18 protein-coding genes are annotated in these 17,071 nt (G+C 48.6%); 1 reads left to right on the top strand and 17 read right to left on the bottom strand.

The window, feature by feature from the left end:
• Nucleotides 1–97: 97 nt before the first annotated feature.
• Complete coding sequence (locus AYR61_RS07365) at nucleotides 98–1,219, top strand: helix-turn-helix domain-containing protein (protein ID WP_054707973.1); 1,122 nt, start codon at nucleotides 98–100, stop codon at nucleotides 1,217–1,219.
• A gap of 263 nt (nucleotides 1,220–1,482) precedes the next feature.
• On the opposite strand, the gene AYR61_RS07360 is transcribed toward AYR61_RS07365, so the two are convergent.
• The 17 genes from AYR61_RS07360 to cobJ form a co-directional block, all read right to left on the bottom strand.
• The gene (locus AYR61_RS07360; protein WP_056987726.1) at nucleotides 1,483–2,190 is read right to left on the bottom strand and encodes an MIP/aquaporin family protein; all 708 of its coding nucleotides are present in this window, start codon (nucleotides 2,188–2,190) and stop codon (nucleotides 1,483–1,485) included.
• Nucleotides 2,191–2,340: 150 nt separating this feature from the next.
• The gene (locus AYR61_RS07355; protein WP_065902416.1) at nucleotides 2,341–3,060 is read right to left on the bottom strand and encodes a uroporphyrinogen-III synthase; all 720 of its coding nucleotides are present in this window, start codon (nucleotides 3,058–3,060) and stop codon (nucleotides 2,341–2,343) included.
• Between the two features lie 18 nt (nucleotides 3,061–3,078).
• Complete coding sequence (locus AYR61_RS07350; protein WP_065902415.1) at nucleotides 3,079–3,675, bottom strand: histidine phosphatase family protein; 597 nt, start codon at nucleotides 3,673–3,675, stop codon at nucleotides 3,079–3,081.
• On the bottom strand, nucleotides 3,672–4,430 hold the full coding sequence (locus AYR61_RS07345) for an adenosylcobinamide-GDP ribazoletransferase (RefSeq protein WP_065902413.1): 759 nt from the start codon (nucleotides 4,428–4,430) through the stop codon (nucleotides 3,672–3,674). The genes AYR61_RS07350 and AYR61_RS07345 overlap by 4 nt, the downstream gene beginning before the upstream one ends.
• A 12-nt stretch (nucleotides 4,431–4,442) precedes the next feature.
• On the bottom strand, nucleotides 4,443–5,039 hold the full coding sequence (locus AYR61_RS07340) for a bifunctional adenosylcobinamide kinase/adenosylcobinamide-phosphate guanylyltransferase (RefSeq protein ID WP_065902412.1): 597 nt from the start codon (nucleotides 5,037–5,039) through the stop codon (nucleotides 4,443–4,445).
• The gene (locus AYR61_RS07335; RefSeq protein ID WP_054707958.1) at nucleotides 5,036–5,785 is read right to left on the bottom strand and encodes a hypothetical protein; all 750 of its coding nucleotides are present in this window, start codon (nucleotides 5,783–5,785) and stop codon (nucleotides 5,036–5,038) included. The genes AYR61_RS07340 and AYR61_RS07335 overlap by 4 nt, the downstream gene beginning before the upstream one ends.
• Before the next feature lie 5 nt (nucleotides 5,786–5,790).
• A complete protein-coding gene (hemL, locus tag AYR61_RS07330) occupies nucleotides 5,791–7,137 on the bottom strand; it encodes a glutamate-1-semialdehyde 2,1-aminomutase (RefSeq protein ID WP_191982227.1) in 1,347 nt (448 codons plus the stop codon).
• A 47-nt stretch (nucleotides 7,138–7,184) separates the two neighbouring features.
• Complete coding sequence (hemB, locus tag AYR61_RS07325) at nucleotides 7,185–8,156, bottom strand: porphobilinogen synthase (RefSeq protein WP_065902405.1); 972 nt, start codon at nucleotides 8,154–8,156, stop codon at nucleotides 7,185–7,187.
• An 81-nt stretch (nucleotides 8,157–8,237) separates the two neighbouring features.
• Nucleotides 8,238–9,161, bottom strand: coding sequence for a hydroxymethylbilane synthase (gene hemC / locus AYR61_RS07320; protein ID WP_065902403.1), 924 nt, complete (start codon nucleotides 9,159–9,161; stop codon nucleotides 8,238–8,240).
• Entirely contained in the window at nucleotides 9,151–10,440 is a 1,290-nt protein-coding gene (gene hemA / locus AYR61_RS07315) for a glutamyl-tRNA reductase (RefSeq protein ID WP_065902401.1), read from the bottom strand. The genes hemC and hemA overlap by 11 nt, the downstream gene beginning before the upstream one ends.
• 3 nt (nucleotides 10,441–10,443) lie before the next feature.
• Nucleotides 10,444–10,908, bottom strand: coding sequence for a precorrin-2 dehydrogenase/sirohydrochlorin ferrochelatase family protein (locus AYR61_RS07310; RefSeq protein ID WP_065902399.1), 465 nt, complete (start codon nucleotides 10,906–10,908; stop codon nucleotides 10,444–10,446).
• A gap of 5 nt (nucleotides 10,909–10,913) precedes the next feature.
• On the bottom strand, nucleotides 10,914–12,428 hold the full coding sequence (locus AYR61_RS07305) for a cobyric acid synthase (RefSeq protein ID WP_065902397.1): 1,515 nt from the start codon (nucleotides 12,426–12,428) through the stop codon (nucleotides 10,914–10,916).
• A gap of 220 nt (nucleotides 12,429–12,648) precedes the next feature.
• Complete coding sequence (locus AYR61_RS07300) at nucleotides 12,649–13,350, bottom strand: cobalt-factor II C(20)-methyltransferase (protein WP_054707926.1); 702 nt, start codon at nucleotides 13,348–13,350, stop codon at nucleotides 12,649–12,651.
• 2 nt (nucleotides 13,351–13,352) lie between these two features.
• Nucleotides 13,353–14,156, bottom strand: coding sequence for a sirohydrochlorin cobaltochelatase (locus AYR61_RS07295; RefSeq protein ID WP_054707923.1), 804 nt, complete (start codon nucleotides 14,154–14,156; stop codon nucleotides 13,353–13,355).
• Complete coding sequence (gene cobA, locus AYR61_RS07290; RefSeq protein WP_065902395.1) at nucleotides 14,153–15,553, bottom strand: uroporphyrinogen-III C-methyltransferase; 1,401 nt, start codon at nucleotides 15,551–15,553, stop codon at nucleotides 14,153–14,155. The genes AYR61_RS07295 and cobA overlap by 4 nt, the downstream gene beginning before the upstream one ends.
• The gene (gene cobK, locus AYR61_RS07285) at nucleotides 15,550–16,302 is read right to left on the bottom strand and encodes a precorrin-6A reductase (RefSeq protein WP_054707918.1); all 753 of its coding nucleotides are present in this window, start codon (nucleotides 16,300–16,302) and stop codon (nucleotides 15,550–15,552) included. Before cobK ends, cobA begins: the two co-directional genes overlap by 4 nt.
• Complete coding sequence (gene cobJ, locus AYR61_RS07280; protein ID WP_054707915.1) at nucleotides 16,299–17,024, bottom strand: precorrin-3B C(17)-methyltransferase; 726 nt, start codon at nucleotides 17,022–17,024, stop codon at nucleotides 16,299–16,301. Before cobJ ends, cobK begins: the two co-directional genes overlap by 4 nt.
• Nucleotides 17,025–17,071: the final 47 nt, after the last annotated feature.

Below are 17,071 nucleotides of genomic sequence, written 5' to 3'. Positions count from 1 at the left end.
GATTATTTTAAAATCAATTGTAAAGGAGTTGGCAGCGTTTACCGTATTTATACAGTGTACGTGAACCGCTTCTCATACAATTGGAGGAGGACCATTTATGATCGACTATCCACTTAAAACAGAAGACTATCGTACACTTGCAGGGGCGGTTGCGACGTTCGCCGGTATTACTCAGATCGACACTGTTTTTTATACCTTAGACGAGCAATTACTAAAGGATAACGCTGTGTACTCAGGGCTTGACGAGGTCCAAAAGAATATCAACTTTGATGCGTTAAAGGTCTACGCGATTTTTCCTGTCACCATTGAGCATCGCCTATGGGGATTCATTATTTGTAACTCAGTAAACGTTTCCCAACAGCGTATTTATCTTTCTAGAAGTTATCTCGAAAATATCTTTAATCAACTGCTAGAACCGGATTTCAACATCACCGTGTCTGTCTGGGATGCCCTAGATACGGAGCAGTTGTCTAAAATCCGCTACTTCGACACTTTCTTGCGTGCCTCAACAGCAGAAGGTAATCAAATTACCACGCAGCCGGTCAAGACGGACCGCAATAAGTACCACAATGTAGAAACTGAATCGCAGCCCACTGTCCAAAGTGAGGATGATGGCGTCACCCAGAGTATTGATGCCGCCATTCAATATATTGAAAAGAACATTCGGCACACGATCTCACTGTCGACCGTCGCGCAAGAAGTCTTTTTGTCCCCGTCCTACCTCAGTCGAATTTTTAAGAAGATCCTCGACGTCAACTTCATCGACTACGTGAACTACCGAAAGATTGCAGTAGCCAGTGAAAAACTCGCTTTGTCTAAGCTGCCGATCAACTACATTGCGAATCAAATCGGCTTCCAACAGACGAGCTATTTCACCAAGATCTTTAAGCAACGCACTGGTCTGACACCATCGGAATACCGCCACCAGAATACGTCGATTCAAAAGATCTTTACAATTCACCGCGATATTACCTGGCAGGAAAGTGACACCGTTTTTGACGTCTCAAAACGCTATTTCCAAAAAAATGACATTGCCTACTTCTCGCAGCCGGTAAATGGCTACCCGTACTTTAATAACATCAGCAACCTCGCCGACTCGACCGGCTCTCGCGGTTGGATCTATACCGTTGACTGTAAACAGCCGACGGTGCCATCGAGTGCTGTCAGCATTAAAGGCAAGTCAGTTGTACAGTGGATCTACACGGCATTCGCGAATTAGGTCATTTTTACCAGGTACAAGCAAAAATAATGGTATTTTTTTGAACACGCGTCAATTATCCTACGACAATTAAGTAATAGTTGGTTTTCTCATCCATTTAACGTTTGATAAATTAAAAGTCTCTCCTATTTTCAATTTCACATCGTAATTTAGGAAAAATACTTAATTTATGACATTGTATACTGGACACTTTTCTGAATACGCAAAAAAAATGCTATCAAATTAACTTGATAGCATTTTTTATTTGAATAAGTGCAGGATGACTAATGAACAGCCGTTTCCAATGCGGCGGCAAGAAAACCACCGATCAGTGGACCACACATTGGAACCCATGCATAGTCCCAATGAGCTGAACCCTTGTTAGAAACAGGCAAGATCGTGTACGCGAACCGCGGACCCCAGTCACGGGCCGGGTTAATGGCGAACCCGGTGGTCGTCCCTAAACTAGTACCAATGACGAAGATCAAGAAACCAACAACAAGTGGTTTCAAGCCAGTTGTGAAGTTACCTAAGTTAAGAAGAATAAAGACAAACGCAAATGTTGCGATAACTTCTGAGAGGAAGTTGAAAAGTGGTGACTTAATTGCTGGCATCGTAGCAAATATCCCAACAGTGTTCCCATTCTCTTCCCCTTTGGTTTCTTTAAAGTGTGCCCCAAAGGCAACCATGACGATTGCTGCGCCACAAAACGCACCTAAGAATTGACCTGCTAAATATGGCAAAACTTCATTCCATGGAAACAACCCGAAGATTGCAAATGGAATTGTAACTGCAGGGTTCAAATGCCCATCTGAACCCAAAAGACCTGCAACATAGACCCCCATGGTAACAGCCATACCCCATGACAGGCAGACGAACAGCCAACCTGAGCCTTTGGCATACGTCTTATTTAAGTTGATCCCAGCACCAGTCCCGGCTCCTAAGAGAATCAGGATGGCAGTGCCGAAAAACTCACCAATAAAACCATCCATTAGTGACACCCACCTTTATATTAGTTTGTTAATTCACAATTAACAAACTAATATTAGCATATTTGTAATCGCTTTATTTACATTATTTTCACTTCTTTACAACATAAATGTGATTCCTTACAACAATAATGTGTGATGTCGTTCAATATTTTACTGGTCTGCCCGTTCGTCATTGCACATTTTCATAAGCATTTGTCCAAGAACGTGTTGCCTGTTAACAGGTTTAACAACGTCATGGCTAAATTTGTTGATTTCAGTAAATGTACTATCGCCTAACGTATAATACGTGACTGATGAAAACACCTTTGAAAGTCGCGACTCAATCACACGAAGCCGAGTGTAAGACGACGGACTAGTGACCAGCACTCGATTAATGGTTTGACCCTGTAACGCGGCAACAATTTCGTTCTCCTTTTGCTGCGACCAAGTGTTCTTATAACAGACCATTTGGTGCACATTTACGAGTGCCGACAACCGATTTTGTTTGACGTGACGATTGCCGGTTAACCACAGCACGGGAGCATTGGTACTATGCTGCACCAGTTGCGCCAAACTGGCCTGATTTTCCGATTGAGACTGGTGCACCTGAGTTGCCCCGCGGCGACGTAACTGATCAGCCATTCTTTGACTTAAGACATAGTAGTGTGGTTGCCGCTGGTCTTGCCAATATTGTCCTAAATAGAGCTGGAGTGCAAAGGGACTGGTGATCACAATGTTTTCGGCTTGGGCAATCTGAGCCACCTCTGACGGCGTTAACTGACTAGCGACCAGTTCACGCAACGACATATACAACGGCGTCGTTACCGTTGCGAGTGCCCGTTGAAACTCAGTTGAGACCTTTTCTTTCGGATACGTAATCAAAAATGCCACTTAAAACACCTTCTCATTTTAACGATTTAGCGCTTGTAGAAGTCCCTTGCCACCTTGAATCTGATACGTCGAATAGTGGCCCGCCTTAAAGTCGAGGTTCCAGAAAACCGTTCCCGGTACCCACGCTTGGTGCATGACGCGCAGTGTCCCTAAATGGGCCACTAGTAACATGTTTGCCGTTTGATTGAACATCGGCATCAACGTTGCAACAGTAGTCAGTACCCTATTAGAAAAATCAGCGAAAGATTCCGCACCATTGGGCGTTATGGGCGTTACATCAAAGGGATTGGCAATCCAATCATGCCAGGTCACTGGGTCCTTGGCCTCAATTTCATCCGCATCCAAGCCCTCCCAATCACCAAACCCTTTTTCATTCAAGCCGGGATTAACGAGTACTTCTGCGTTCGGGTGGTCTTCGATAATGGGCTGAGCCGTTTGTTGCGTGCGACGCGTATCACTACGGATAATGACGTCTAGCGGTTGTCCGCGTAGCTTGGCAGCCAGTTGGCTTGCCTGTTGTCGGCCCTGTTCATCAATCGGAACATCCAGCGCACCGTAAAATTTACGTTGCTGATTAAGCGTTGTTTCACCGTGACGGGTCACAAATAGCGTCATTTTAGCACCTCTATAATCCCACTATAGACCAGCAGGAAGACAACCTGCGACAGCTCACCAAAGGCGCCAATGGTGTCACCGCTGAAGCCCTTTAATAATCGAATATGAAAGCGCCGATAAAAATACCCGAAAACAACCATGGCTAAATAGCCAACTAGTCCCGGCCACTGCAACACCGCGCCGATCACCACAATTGCGAGCACCTGCGAGGCAACGATCCGCCAAGTCTTCACGCCGACCCAGATACTGGCAAGACCACTATCGCCGTTGTAGACCATCTTGTAAAACAGTAGTGCAATACCCGTTTTGGCCATCATTGTCATCACCGCGGTGAGTCCGATCAACTGCCAAAGGGGTAACTGGTTACAGATCACAATACCACTGCCGATAACGATCAGGTAAAAGTAGATCAGCCCCAGCGCGCCCATTGTCCCCAGCCGGCTATCGTGCATAATTTCCTTCATCCGTTCTGGTTTCCGCGATGAAAACAACCCATCAGCAGTGTCCGCAAGCGCATCTAAATGAAAGCCGCCCGTGAGCAGACCATCTGTGATCCAGTAGATCATCCAAGCAAACCACAGTGGAAAAATACTAGCGAACCCCCAGAAGATCAGCGCCTCGATGCAGCCCAATAAGAGTCCAAAGAGGCTGAAGTACTGAATATTATTTTTAAATTTAGTCGTTGCATCCTCTATTTCAATTGGAATCGAAATGCGCGTGAAGAATTGCGCGTATAAAATCATTGCTTGTCCCATACGAACCCCCAATTATTTCAACTGTTGCGGTAATCCACTGACGACAAAATACACATGGTCCGCGGCTTGGGCCAGACGCTGATTAACTTGACCATAAATATCTCGCAATATTCTGGTCTGCTTCGTTGCCGGGACGATGCCCAGACCTGTTTCGTTAGTCACGATCACCATTGACTGACTGGTTTTCTGCAAGGCTGAAATGATGCTTTCCCACGCCTCAAAAATAAGGTGGCTGACCGTGGCAATCTCATCGCTTGTCATCTGGTCGATGGCATCATCAAGCTCAAGATGGCGCGAACTAGCAAATTCAATTGCCCAATCGTAAAATAAGTTGGTATTGAGCATCGTAGCATCATCCAGCAGATAGGCATCGTATTGACTGGAAGCCACAAACTCACCAACTTGTTTAAAACGCTCCTCAGTCACCCAATTCTTGGCTTCCCGCCGTTTTTGGTGCGTTTTGATACGCAACTGCATCTCCGGATCCGGTTGCGTCATCACGCCAGTGGCAATATAACAGACTCGCGCATCATCTTGAAGAGACTGCTCGGCAAACACGGATTTACCGCTCTTTGCCCCGCCCGTCACGAGTGTTAAGCTGTTTGTCATTTTATCGCCTCCTTCAAGTCCGCAATCGCAACTAATTCTGGAAATTTCTGGGTCACTTCCGCCGCCTGCGTTTTTGTCACAGCAACCAGCACAACCGTTGCCGGCCCTGCTGACGTGTGCAACGCTGGCGCTTCACTGTCGACCAGATAATGAATAGCAAGTCCGTGAGTCTGCGCCATCTGGCCGAGCTCATAGGTGACGCCTTTTGATCCAACCGGCAGCATGTCCACCACTGCAGACTGTTGCCTGATTTGGCGCACCGTATCATAACTGAAAATGCTGTCCAAATGGGCAACCACTTCATCGCCAACATACGGCACCCCCAGCTGGAAAACTGTCAATTCAGCCGTTGCGGTCGTCGGCATCATGTTATTTTGAATGCGGCCGATCACCGTAATACCAATGGAGGTTGTAATTGTGGCCATGTTATCTTCGGTACTGCCATTTAGCGGCACATCAGCTAACTTCGCCCGCGCCATTTCGGCACGCACCCCCGCAATCATTTTTTCACCTGTCGGCACCAGCTCATTGCCGATCGTATCGATCACCGTTATGGGTTGGGCACCATAGCACATTAACTCGAGCAAGGGAACCCTTAAAGAATAAGCAGCCGTAATAGCTGGATCAACGGCTACAACGTCTGCTTTTTTCTCCCCAATTCCGGCACTGCTGTCGCACGCGATCACGAGTGATTCCTCAGAAGTGATCGGTGCTAACGTTAAGTCTCGAAACTGTGTATTTTTCATCTGTTTTACCCGTTATTCACGGCGTCGAACGCATCGTTGAACGCCTGAATCGTGTCGTCAATGTCTTGCGTCGTGTGTTTGCTCGACATAAAGTTCGTTTCAAACTGTGATGGTGCCGTGTAGATACCCTGTTGCAGCAACTGCTTAAAGAATTTCGCAAAGTAGGCCACATCGCTGGCTTGCACGTCCGCAAAGTTGTTGACGTCGCCACCGTTGAAGAAGTAGCTCCACATCGTCCCAACGTGGTGCACTGTGATCGGTACATCGTGCGCATCTGCTGCGGCTTTGATGCCTTCAACTAACCGCGTCGTTTTAGCCGTCATTTTCTTGTATAGGTTATCATTCAGCTGATTAAGCGTGCTCAACCCACCAGTCATCGCAAGGGGATTACCTGACAGTGTCCCATCATGGTAAACACTGCCATCCGGCGTAATGTGTTCCATAATGTCGCGCCGGCCGCCAAAGACGCCAACGGGCAAGCCGCCGCCAACAACTTTACCAAGTGTGGTCAGGTCTGGCTTAATGTGGTACAAACTCTGCGCACCATGGTAGGCTGCCCGGAAACCGGACATCACTTCGTCAAAAATCAGCAGTGATCCTGCGTCAGTTGTCAGTTGCCGTAACGTATCCAGGAATTCTTGGGTCCCAGGGATTACACCCATGTTTCCCGCAATTGGTTCAACGATCACAGCGGCAATTTCTGGTCCGTTCTTTTCGAACACGGCCTTGATGCCTTCAACATCGTTATATGGCACGGTCAAGGTATCGTAAGCCAAATCCTTTGGCACACCTGGCGACGTGTTGATGTTAAACGTGGCTAACCCGGAACCCGCGTCAACCAGCAATGAATCACTATGCCCATGGTAGTTCCCAATGAACTTAACGATCTTATCACGGTGGGTAAAACCGCGGGCTAGACGAATCGCACTCATCGTGGCTTCCGTCCCAGAGGACACCATCCGCATCATTTCAACGGATGGGACGATCTCGCGGATCTTCTTTGCCAGCTGTGTTTCCAATTCTGTTGGCGCACCGTAGCTGGTTCCCTTCGCCGTGGCTGCTTGGAGCGCACTCACGACCTGATCATCAGCATGACCTAAGATCAGCGGTCCCCACGAGAGCACGTAATCAATGTACGTATTCCCATCAATATCTTCAATGTGTGACCCTTTTCCCTGTTTAATAAACAGCGGGTCGCCACCCACGTTCTTGAACGCACGAACTGGACTATTCACACCACCTGGCATGTAACCCTGCGCTTCCTTGAACGCTTTTTTTGAGTTGTCAAAATTCTTCAATGTGTTTGGTTCCCTTCTTAATGAGTATTGCCGTTGCCGGTTAAGTCGTTTCATTATTATCTAAAACACAGATTAAACGCAAACGCCTCAACACATCCCGACTACTGAGCCATCCGAGCAGCAACTTCCTTCGCAAAATAGGTAATGATCAGATCAGCACCAGCACGCTTAAGCCCCACCAGCACTTCGTTAACGATCTGTTCTTCATTGATCCAGCCATTTGCGGCAGCCGCTTTAACCATCGCACATTCGCCTGAAACGTTATAGGCCACGAGCGGCAAATTGGTGTTGTTACGCACATCACGAATGATATCAGCAAACGCCATCGCTGGCTTGACCATGGTAAGATCAGCCCCTTCGGCTTCATCACTCTTCATTTCCCGAATTGCTTCAAGACGGTTAGCCGGATCCATCTGGTAGCCTTTACGATCGCCAAATTGTGGGGCGCCGTCAGCAGCATCCCGGAATGGGCCGTAGAAGCTTGATGCAAACTTAACGGAATAAGCCATGATCGGCGTTTCGATATAACCAGCTTTATCCAAGCCCTCACGAATAGCGGCAACAAACCCGTCCATCGCATTTGATGGCGCAACCATGTCAGCCCCGGCCTTTACTTGGCTGACCGCAACCTTAGTGTTGTATTTAAGTGATTCATCATTTAACACTTTGTGATCCCTCACGATTCCGCAATGGCCAGTGGATGTGTACTCACACATACAGGTGTCGGCAATGACAATGAGGTCTGGGTAGGCTGCCTTGATCTTACGGATGGCCTGTTGCACAATGCCGTCATCCTCCCACGCGCCTGACCCGACGTCATCCTTGTGATCTGGAATCCCAAAAATGATGATCGACTGAATACCAAGATCAACGATTTCCTTAATTTCATCTAAGATCGTATTGAGACTATACCGGAAAATGCCAGGCATGGAGGCAATTTCTTCCTTATCAGAAATCGTGGCATCTACGAAAACCGGCATGATGAGATCAGACTTTTCCAAGTGCGTCTCGCGGACGAGATCACGCATTGCAGCACTGCTTCTTAAACGACGATGACGATCAAATGTAACCATAATGATAAACGCTTCTTTCTGTTGGGTGTCGACCGCTTACCGCATTGTCAGCAAGTAAGCGTCACCATCCAGCTTATAAATTTATTTTAACGTTGATTCAATTAATTTCAAAGCGCCTTCTGAAATTAATGTCTCAGCAGCTTGTTGGCCAAGGTTATCCTCAGGCGCGCCCTGGACTATTTTGTTGAATAAATGGTGGCCATCCGGCGATGCAACCAGGCCTTTAAAGGTGACCTGACTGCCAGTCGTCTCAGCAAAGGCGCCAATTGGGTAATTGCAGCTGCCACCAAGAGCACGCAGAAAGTCGCGTTCCACGCGAACGTTCAGTTGGGTTGTTGCATCGTCGATCGTACTCAACAGGGCCAAGGTGTCGGCATCTGTTTTGCGACATTCGATGGCGAGTGCCCCCTGCCCCGTTGCAGGCAGGATATCATCCTTCAAGCTTAGACGGTAGAGCCCATCTAATGGCACTTGCAGGCGATCCAACCCCGATTCGGCCAAGATAACGCCATCCAGGTGTTCCGTTTCAATTTTCTTGATGCGCGTATCCACGTTACCACGAATTGGAATCACCTGAACATCCGGGCGCAAATGCAGCAGTTGGCCCTGACGGCGCAAACTATTCGTGCCAATGCGCGCCCCCTCGGGTAGATCTGTTAAGCTCGAAAACTTCCGCGGGCTGATCAGACAATCAAACGGCGACTCACGCTTGGGAATGGCCCCAATCATCAGATCATCCGGTAAGACAGGCATGACGTCCTTTAGACTGTGAACCGCAAAATCGATCTCGCCAGTTTGCAGCTGGGCCTCGATTTCCTTCACAAAAACGCCCTTCCCACCCATTTTTTGTAAACTATCTTTTAAATTACGGTCCCCCTGCGTCACGATTTCCTTGATCTTAAACGTGATGTTTGGGAAGCGTTCCTGTAAGGCTGCGATGACCAATTTAGATTGGCACATGGCCAGCAGCGATTTACGGGATCCAACAATAACTTCATTTTTCATAAGGCTGCTCCTGTTTAACTAAGTCCGTTGAAAGACCAAAGATCTGGCAAACAAACGCGAGGTCCAAGTCAGCATCATCCTGCAAAGAGAGTTCCTTCACACTCTTAATGGGACCAAGAATCATCTGGTTGATGATCGATTTCATGTGCTTGCTGATTACTTTGCGCTGATGGGCATCTAGCTCTGGCAGTTTACGCAATAAACTGTCGTACGCGGTTTTCTCAACGTCCAGTGCCGACTCACGAATCTCTTGAATGACGGGCACCACGTGAAGCTGTTGCTGCCAAACAAAGAAGGCATCAACTGCCGCTGGTACTTGGGCTGCCATCGCTTCAAGCATCTCACCCTTAGCCATTTGGTTTTCAGAGATAATCGCCGTCAGATGGTCAATGTCAAAGTAGGTGATTTCAGTTGGTAGGTCCTCACTGTGGACGTTACGCGGCACACCCAGATCAACGACCGTCTTCAAATTGGTTGCGCCACTCGCCAAGGTATGGCCGTTGAGCACCGGCTGTTTAGCTGAGGTTGCTAAAACCACAGCATCCGCAGCGTTAGCCGCAACAGCCAGTTTATCCCAATCAGCTGCCTGCACCGTCTCACCATAGCTAGCGGCAAGCGCGGTCGCCCGCTCGTTTGTCCGATTTAAAATGGTGATGTCTTGAAAACCCATGGTACTTGCATTTTTTAGGACATGAGTGCCGACATCACCAAGACCGGCAATGACTAAATGCTTGTCAGTCAGGTCTTTCAAACTCAGTTTAATTTGATGTAACCCAGTCTGTCCCGATGTTTTAGCCAGTTCACTGACCCGATACGTTGTGTGTTGTTTCTTAGCAAACGTGATAGCAGTTTTAGCCAGATGGTTAAGGATGACCCCCGTTGTTCCCTGATCTCTAGCGGTAAAAAAGGCTTCCTTCACCTGTCCTAGGATCTGCGGCTCGCCGACGATCAGCGACTCTAACCCAGTTGTCACACGCAACAAGTGGGCAACCGCGTCCTGTTTAAACCCGATCTGCGCCCACTGTGTGATTTGGTCAATACTGACATGACACCAGTTCGCTAAGAACCGTTTGATATAGTATCGGCCGGTATGGATCTGGTCGACCACGGCGTAAACTTCGGTTCGGTTACACGTTGATAATATCATATTTTCGAGGATCGATTTTTCGTCACTTAACAGTGCGTTCGCCCGGGTCAGCTCATCCTTACTGAAAACGAGCTGTTCTCGGGTCGTGATCGGCAGCTGTTGATAGTTCAGACTGACGTAGATGACAAACATGGGTTAACCCTCCTCCTGATTAAACCAGTGTCTCGTTTCCAGCCACTGGCGAATTTCTTTTTTGATCTGCTTGGCCTTAGTTGGTGATTTGCCCTTCGTTGAGACGGTCACCAGCAAATTTTTTGACTCAACGCGCGCCACATTGAAAAAGTCAGACTGTTTTTTATCACTCGCGTCGTTAACTAATTGAAAGTGAGTCGCGTCTTTTGTGACCTGCCGATTGACGCGACGACTATTGGTGCAGGCAATAATCAGATCCATGTCGGCAATATCGCCCGTTGCGTAGTCTTTTTTGATCCAGGTGATTTTTGCCGGATCAATTTTGTCGCACAGCGATGGGCTGATCACAAAGACGTTCGATTTAGCGTCCAGCAGACCGGCTACTTTCCTAGCGGCAATCTTCCCGCCGCCAATGACGGCGACCTGCTTGCGACTCAGATCAATATTGATTGGGTATGGATAATTCACGAGGTTCACTTCCTGTAATCCACGTCAGACGCAGCTAAAATGTCATCAATCTTAGCCATATCGACGTTTTCTTCGACAATTTTCGCTAATTTTTCGTACTGGGCTTCCTTATACTCAGCCATTGTTTCGTTCTTGGCATGTAGTGGCTGGAGCCCCTTTGCAACCCGAAGCTGATCCAATAATTGGCGCGTCCATGCCGTATTATCAAATATCCCATGCAGGTAGGTGCCCCACACGCTGCCATCAGCATTGACCGCACCGTCTAAACGATCCTCCGGTTGCCCGTTATTTTCAATAATCGTTGAAAATGGGCTGGCGTTTACCCCTAAACTGGTTTCACCCATGTGAATCTCATAGCCGTGCAAATCCGTGCCTGCATGCTGTGCAATCGCTTGAGTGGTCGTTTTTTCACCGGTAAAGGTCGTTTGAATATCCAATAACTGTAAGCCGTCTTGATCAGTAATATCAGATTCAACATGGTTCGGGTCATGGAGCTTACTGCCCAACATCTGATAACCGCCGCAAATGCCAACAATTTGTGTTTTTCGTTCATGCAGCGCCTGAATTTCTGACACGAATCCATGCTCGCGCAGATAGGCCATATCTTCGTTGGTGTTTTTACTCCCTGGCAAGATCAGTAAGTCGGGGTTGCCAAGGTCTTCTGGCTTAACCACGTACCGAACGGAAACATCCGGTTGAATTTCAAGACTGTGAAAATCAGTAAAGTTCGATAATTTCTGGAGTGCCATCACGGCCACATCCAAGTCCTTGGTCGTATCCATGACTCGCGACTTGCGTTCCAAGGCCACGCTATCTTCTTCATCCAGGTCAACGTCAGTCATCGGAATGACACCGATCACCGGCACACCAGTCAATTCTTCAATCATATCATTGCCGGGCTTCAGTAGACTAGCATCACCGCGAAACTTATTGACAATGATGCCCTTGAGCCTCTTTTGGTCTTCTTCAGGCAACAGTTTGATCGTCCCATAAATTGAGGCGTACATGCCGCCCTTATCAATATCCGCAACGAGGATCACTGGTGCGTGGGCCATTTCAGCCATGCCCATGTTGACCAGGCCCTTGGTATCGAGATTAATTTCTGCTGGACTGCCAGCCCCTTCCAGCACCATCACATCATTTTCAGCAGCTAATGACCGGTACGTGGCTAACACGCGGTCTTTAAGCGCCATCTTGTGATTCTGGTATTCAACCGCCGTCATGTCGGTCAGGACCTTCCCCATAAAGACGACCTGTGATTCCTTGTCCGTCGACGGTTTAAGTAGTAGCGGGTTCATCCGCACGTCTGGTGCAACGCCAGCCGCCTCTGCCTGAAACACCTGCGCGCGGCCCATTTCTTTGCCATCCGCAGTAATGTATGAGTTGAGTGCCATATTTTGTGATTTAAACGGGGCAACCTTTAAGCCGCGATTCTTCAATATCCGGCAAAGCCCGGCCGCAACCCAGCTCTTGCCTGAATCCGACGCGGTCCCCTGAAACATGATTGATTGTGTGCCCATAATCTAATCAACCCTCCTGAATTCATCAATGGTCATCGATTCTTATAAATGACGCGTGATCGTGCGTCACACTCATGGTCTTGACCGGGATGCGGCCACCATGTATGTAGGGTCTTTTCGATCTTATCTGCCACTTTAAAATGAGCGTGGCTTTTGCTTTAGTAGCGTTACCAATCAAGGAACCCAACGCCCTCAAAGACAAAACGAAAAGACCTGAAACTCAAAACGCATATGTTTTCTTCAATAATAATGTTGAGAAGTAGGGCAATTTTTCCGTTGAATCCACTTCCGACAACTTGACTGTTTGTTGTGTGCGCATTGATGCGTTACTAATGATGAGCGCGTGGTCCAACAAATTGCGTTTCTCAAGCAGCGCATAGACCAGCGGTAAGTTGGCTGAAATCTTCATCATGACCACGTTGTCATTATCATCAATGGCGGTGGCGATGGCTGTTTCATCCGCGGTTGCCGGAATAATTTCCAGCAATTCATCATCAAGCATTAAGGGTGTCGAAATGGTCGCTGCAATTTGGGAGTATGATGAAATGCCGGCCAGTGTTTCAACACTAATGCGATTACCAATAATATCCAGCAAGTAGCTATAGGTACTATATACGGATGCGTCACCCAGTGTAATGAAGCCGACCTCGTTGCCTGCTTGAACGTCGGTAACGATTTCTTCAGCAATGGCTTGCCAACTCGCCTGTTTTTCTGCCAGGTTCTTGACCATTGGAAACCGGCGCCGTTTGATTGTCAACTGGGCTGAAAAGTACGGCGCCGCAATTTTTTCTGCCACGCTTGGTTGGTCGTTATGCGCCTTGGGGGCGTACAGGACATCAAGGGCTTTGATCGTGTTGACCGCCTTAATCGTCATCAACTCGCTGTCACCAGGGCCAACGCCAATGCCGTAAAATGTTGCCATGCTTACATTCCGCCTTTCGTTTCAGCGGCCGAAGGTGCGGCCAACTGACGTTTTAAATGCGCTACGAACTGCTGCTGAATCTCAGGATAAGCGCCCATGCCCTTTTGGACAGGCGTGACCTGAATCCCTGCGCGTTGCAATTGTGACTGCCAAGAATCAGGTGCATCAGATGCCATGTCGTTGTGGGCGTGATTCCCAGCGACCAGCATAAAGGGCTGTAACCGAACTTTTTTGGTACCAGCGGCTTTCAACCGACCAATCTCAAACTGGATGTCGGGGTAACTCTCCACAGCCCCCATATAATGCTGACTGTCCATCAACATGTGATCCAAGCACGCGTAGGCGGTAAACGCACTGTTAGCCGTACCGTGCCCCATAAAGAGGACGGCTTCATCAGCTGCGAGCGGACTGCCGATCTGTTTTAGAAAGTGCACGATTGCCTGATAGTCAGCAAAGTCATTCAGCAACGGCCGGCCGATGACCACCCGCTTGAAGTGACTCGCTGATGCGCGAACGGCATCTTCAACCTGATGGTATTCAATGCCTGGAATCAAATGCAACGATTGCACATACAGGGTATCAAATCCCGCCGCGCTGATCTTAGCAATCGCTTCTTGTGGGGAATCAATAGTTATGTCTTCGTTTTGTTTGATGCGCGACACCACGATTTTTGACGTAAACGCACGAAAGACTTCAGCATCCGGAAATGCCATTTGAAAGGCGTTTTCCGTGGCTTCAATCGTTTCGTGTCGCGTTTGTGGATAGGTCGTGCCGAAACTAACGATCAATAGTGCTGTTTTACTCATCGTGCAAAGACCTTCCTTACTGTTTGAATCACATTATCGTAACTTGGTTTAACTTCGATCACGTTTTGGAGACCCCGTTTTTGGCACTCATCAGCAACTGTCTGGCCCATTGCAAAACACCGCATGTGCCGCATGAGTTCCTGTTCATCACTCGTGCAACCGGTGTAGAGGTCAGCCACAGCAGCCGAACTGGGAAACACGATTCCGTGAAACGCGTTCAGGTCGATTGACTGGTCCACGGTCTCACTTTGGTAGGTTGCTAGATAATCTGCTTTGATTGCTGGCTTATAGCTCGTGAGTGCCGTCTTTTCGCCAATGAAAACAACCGGGCGCTGATAGTCTAACTTTTGCGGATCATACAACTCGTCTGCCAGCAGGCCATCTTGTTGCAGCCGGTACTTCACGATGTGGTTGCAGGCAACCAGTTTCCAATTCGTCAACGCCCGGTTGTCAATGCCCATTGTCAAGAGCCGCTCCTGAAAATAGTGAAAGGCCGCAAAGTCGATCACAATCAGCGTACCGCCAGCGTTGAAATCTGGTAGATCAAACGCCAATGGTCGCTTCACACGTCGGTCAAAGAAGTTAACTGCAGCACCCTCATCCTGCAGTGCGTTGCACAATTTAGAATCCTGTTTATACGGAATTAAAAGGTGCAGTCCCTGAAGCGGTTGGTGCGGTTGAAGGTCTCCCATGAGTTGAACGACACCGCCAACAACGATAAGCGCTGGCGAGGTTATTTTCGTTTCTTCAACCAGTTTGACAATGTTCGCCAAGTCTGAGGAGACTGCCCGCTGCTTCCAATGTGTTGCCCACTGCACCACGGCAACGGGCGTCGTGTCCGCCATCCCATGCGCCATCAGTTCCTGCGTAATAGTTGGCAGCTGGGCCATGCCCATCAGGAAAACAATGGTGCCTTCCTGATGCGCGATATTTTCCCAATCCAGTTCCTTACCATTTGACTTGCGATGGCCAGTAATGACGTGAAAACTCGACGCAAAATCACGGTGAGTAATTGGAATTCCCGCGGCTGCCAAGCCCGCAATTGCGCTCGTGAGGCCAGGGACGACTTCAAAGGGAATCTTATTTTTACTCAAGTATTGACCTTCTTCGCCGCCGCGCCCGAACACGTAGGGGTCGCCCGCTTTGAGTCGCGCCACCCGCTTACCGGCTTTGGACAAGTCCACCAGCATATCGTTGATCTGATACTGGCTGACCTTATGATGCAACGGTAACTTCCCGACATCGATCTTTTCGGCCGCGTATGGTGCCAACATCGCAGGGTTCACCAACCGGTCGTAAACGATCACATCGGCTTCTTCTAGCCGGCGTTTTCCCAGCAAGGTGAGCAGCTCCGGATTTCCCGGACCCGCACCGATCAATGAGACTAAACCATTCATTGCGTTCCCTCCAATAGTGTCGTTAATTCAGATAAACTTGCGGCCTGTTCTGGATACGTCAGCGTTGGTCGCTTGATCACTAAACACGGAATGCCAAGTGCGTCACAGGCGGCCATTTTTTCTTGAACCCCGCCGCGTCGACCAGACTCTTTTGTGACGACTGCTACAGCGTTGCACCGCTGAAACAGGTCCACGTTTAGTTGTTCAGTAAACGGGCCACGAACGCCATCAATCTGGTCCGCTTCAAACCCGGCATCATCCACTAGGCCAATGGCTTTCACAGTTGGTAAGACGCGGACGTGCAGCCGATCAACACCTAATTTTTCAGCGTATTCACCGGCTGTCTTACTCCCTGTCGAGAGATAAACAGTGCCAGTTGTTTGCTGTAAATAGCGCACAACGCCATCCAGATCATCGAATAACTTTAAGTTGGGGCCCTCGGCCAGACCGTTTGTGCGTTCAAGGCGGATGTAGCGAATCCCGTCCGTCTTAGCAGCACTCATGATCGTGCTGGAGATCACCTTTGCAAACGGGTGCGTCGCGTCGATAATCAGTGTCACGCCGTGTTGCGTAAAGAACGCGTGAAAGGTTGCCGGTGTTAGGATCTGTTGACTCACCTGTGCTGCGTGGGCTCGCGCTAGTTCTGCACCGTATGCCGTAGTGACCGATAGGATAAACGGTACCTTACGCTGAGTCAGGTCGTCAGCAACCTCTAAACTTTCACTCGTGCCCCCAAGGAGCAAGATCACAGGGTGTACCCCCGTGGTGTCACCATTCGACCGTCCGCAACGTAGGTGTTCTTGTTTCCCACGATTACGATCGTCGTCATGTTGATCTCCTCCTCATCGAGGTCTTTGATAGTGGTCACTTTTTCAATTTCTTTCTTGCGGGCAACGTCTTTACCGATTCCCACAACTGTATCTTCTGACTTGTATTTCAAAATAATAGCCAGTGCTTCATGCAGATTGTTTGGCCGTCCCTTGCTGCGCGGGTTGTACAAACAGATCACGAAATCGGCCTTGGCTGCAGCGTCCACGCGGTCCTTGATGACATCCCACGGGGTCATTAAGTCGCTCAAACTGATGTGACAAAAATCGTTCATCAACGGTGCTCCTAACGCAGCGGCCGCACCAATACTTGCCGTCACACCAGGGACGACCTTAACGTCGATGTGCTGGTCAGCCTTTGAAGCAAGTTCCAATACTAAACCGGCCATCCCGTAGATCCCAGCGTCGCCACTGGAAATAATGGCAACGTCCTTACCCGTTTGGGCAATTTCAATGGCTTTTTTGCACCTCTCTATCTCACCTCGCATGCCAGTTACAACAAGTTCCTTGCCCTTCAGCATGTCCTGTACTAACCGCACATAAGTTGCGTAGCCAACGATCGTGTCTGTTTTTTCAATGACATCTAATGCTTCTTGAGTCATCAGGTCCTTTGACCCCGGGCCAAGCCCAACGATGTATAACATATGTCTGTACTCCTCTTTGTTTAATGATTTTTGACTAGCTTCTTGCG

Source organism: Secundilactobacillus paracollinoides (assembly GCF_001702155.1).
In the GTDB taxonomy this organism is placed as follows: domain Bacteria; phylum Bacillota; class Bacilli; order Lactobacillales; family Lactobacillaceae; genus Secundilactobacillus; species Secundilactobacillus paracollinoides.
This window is presented reverse-complemented; position numbering and strand designations above follow the sequence as displayed.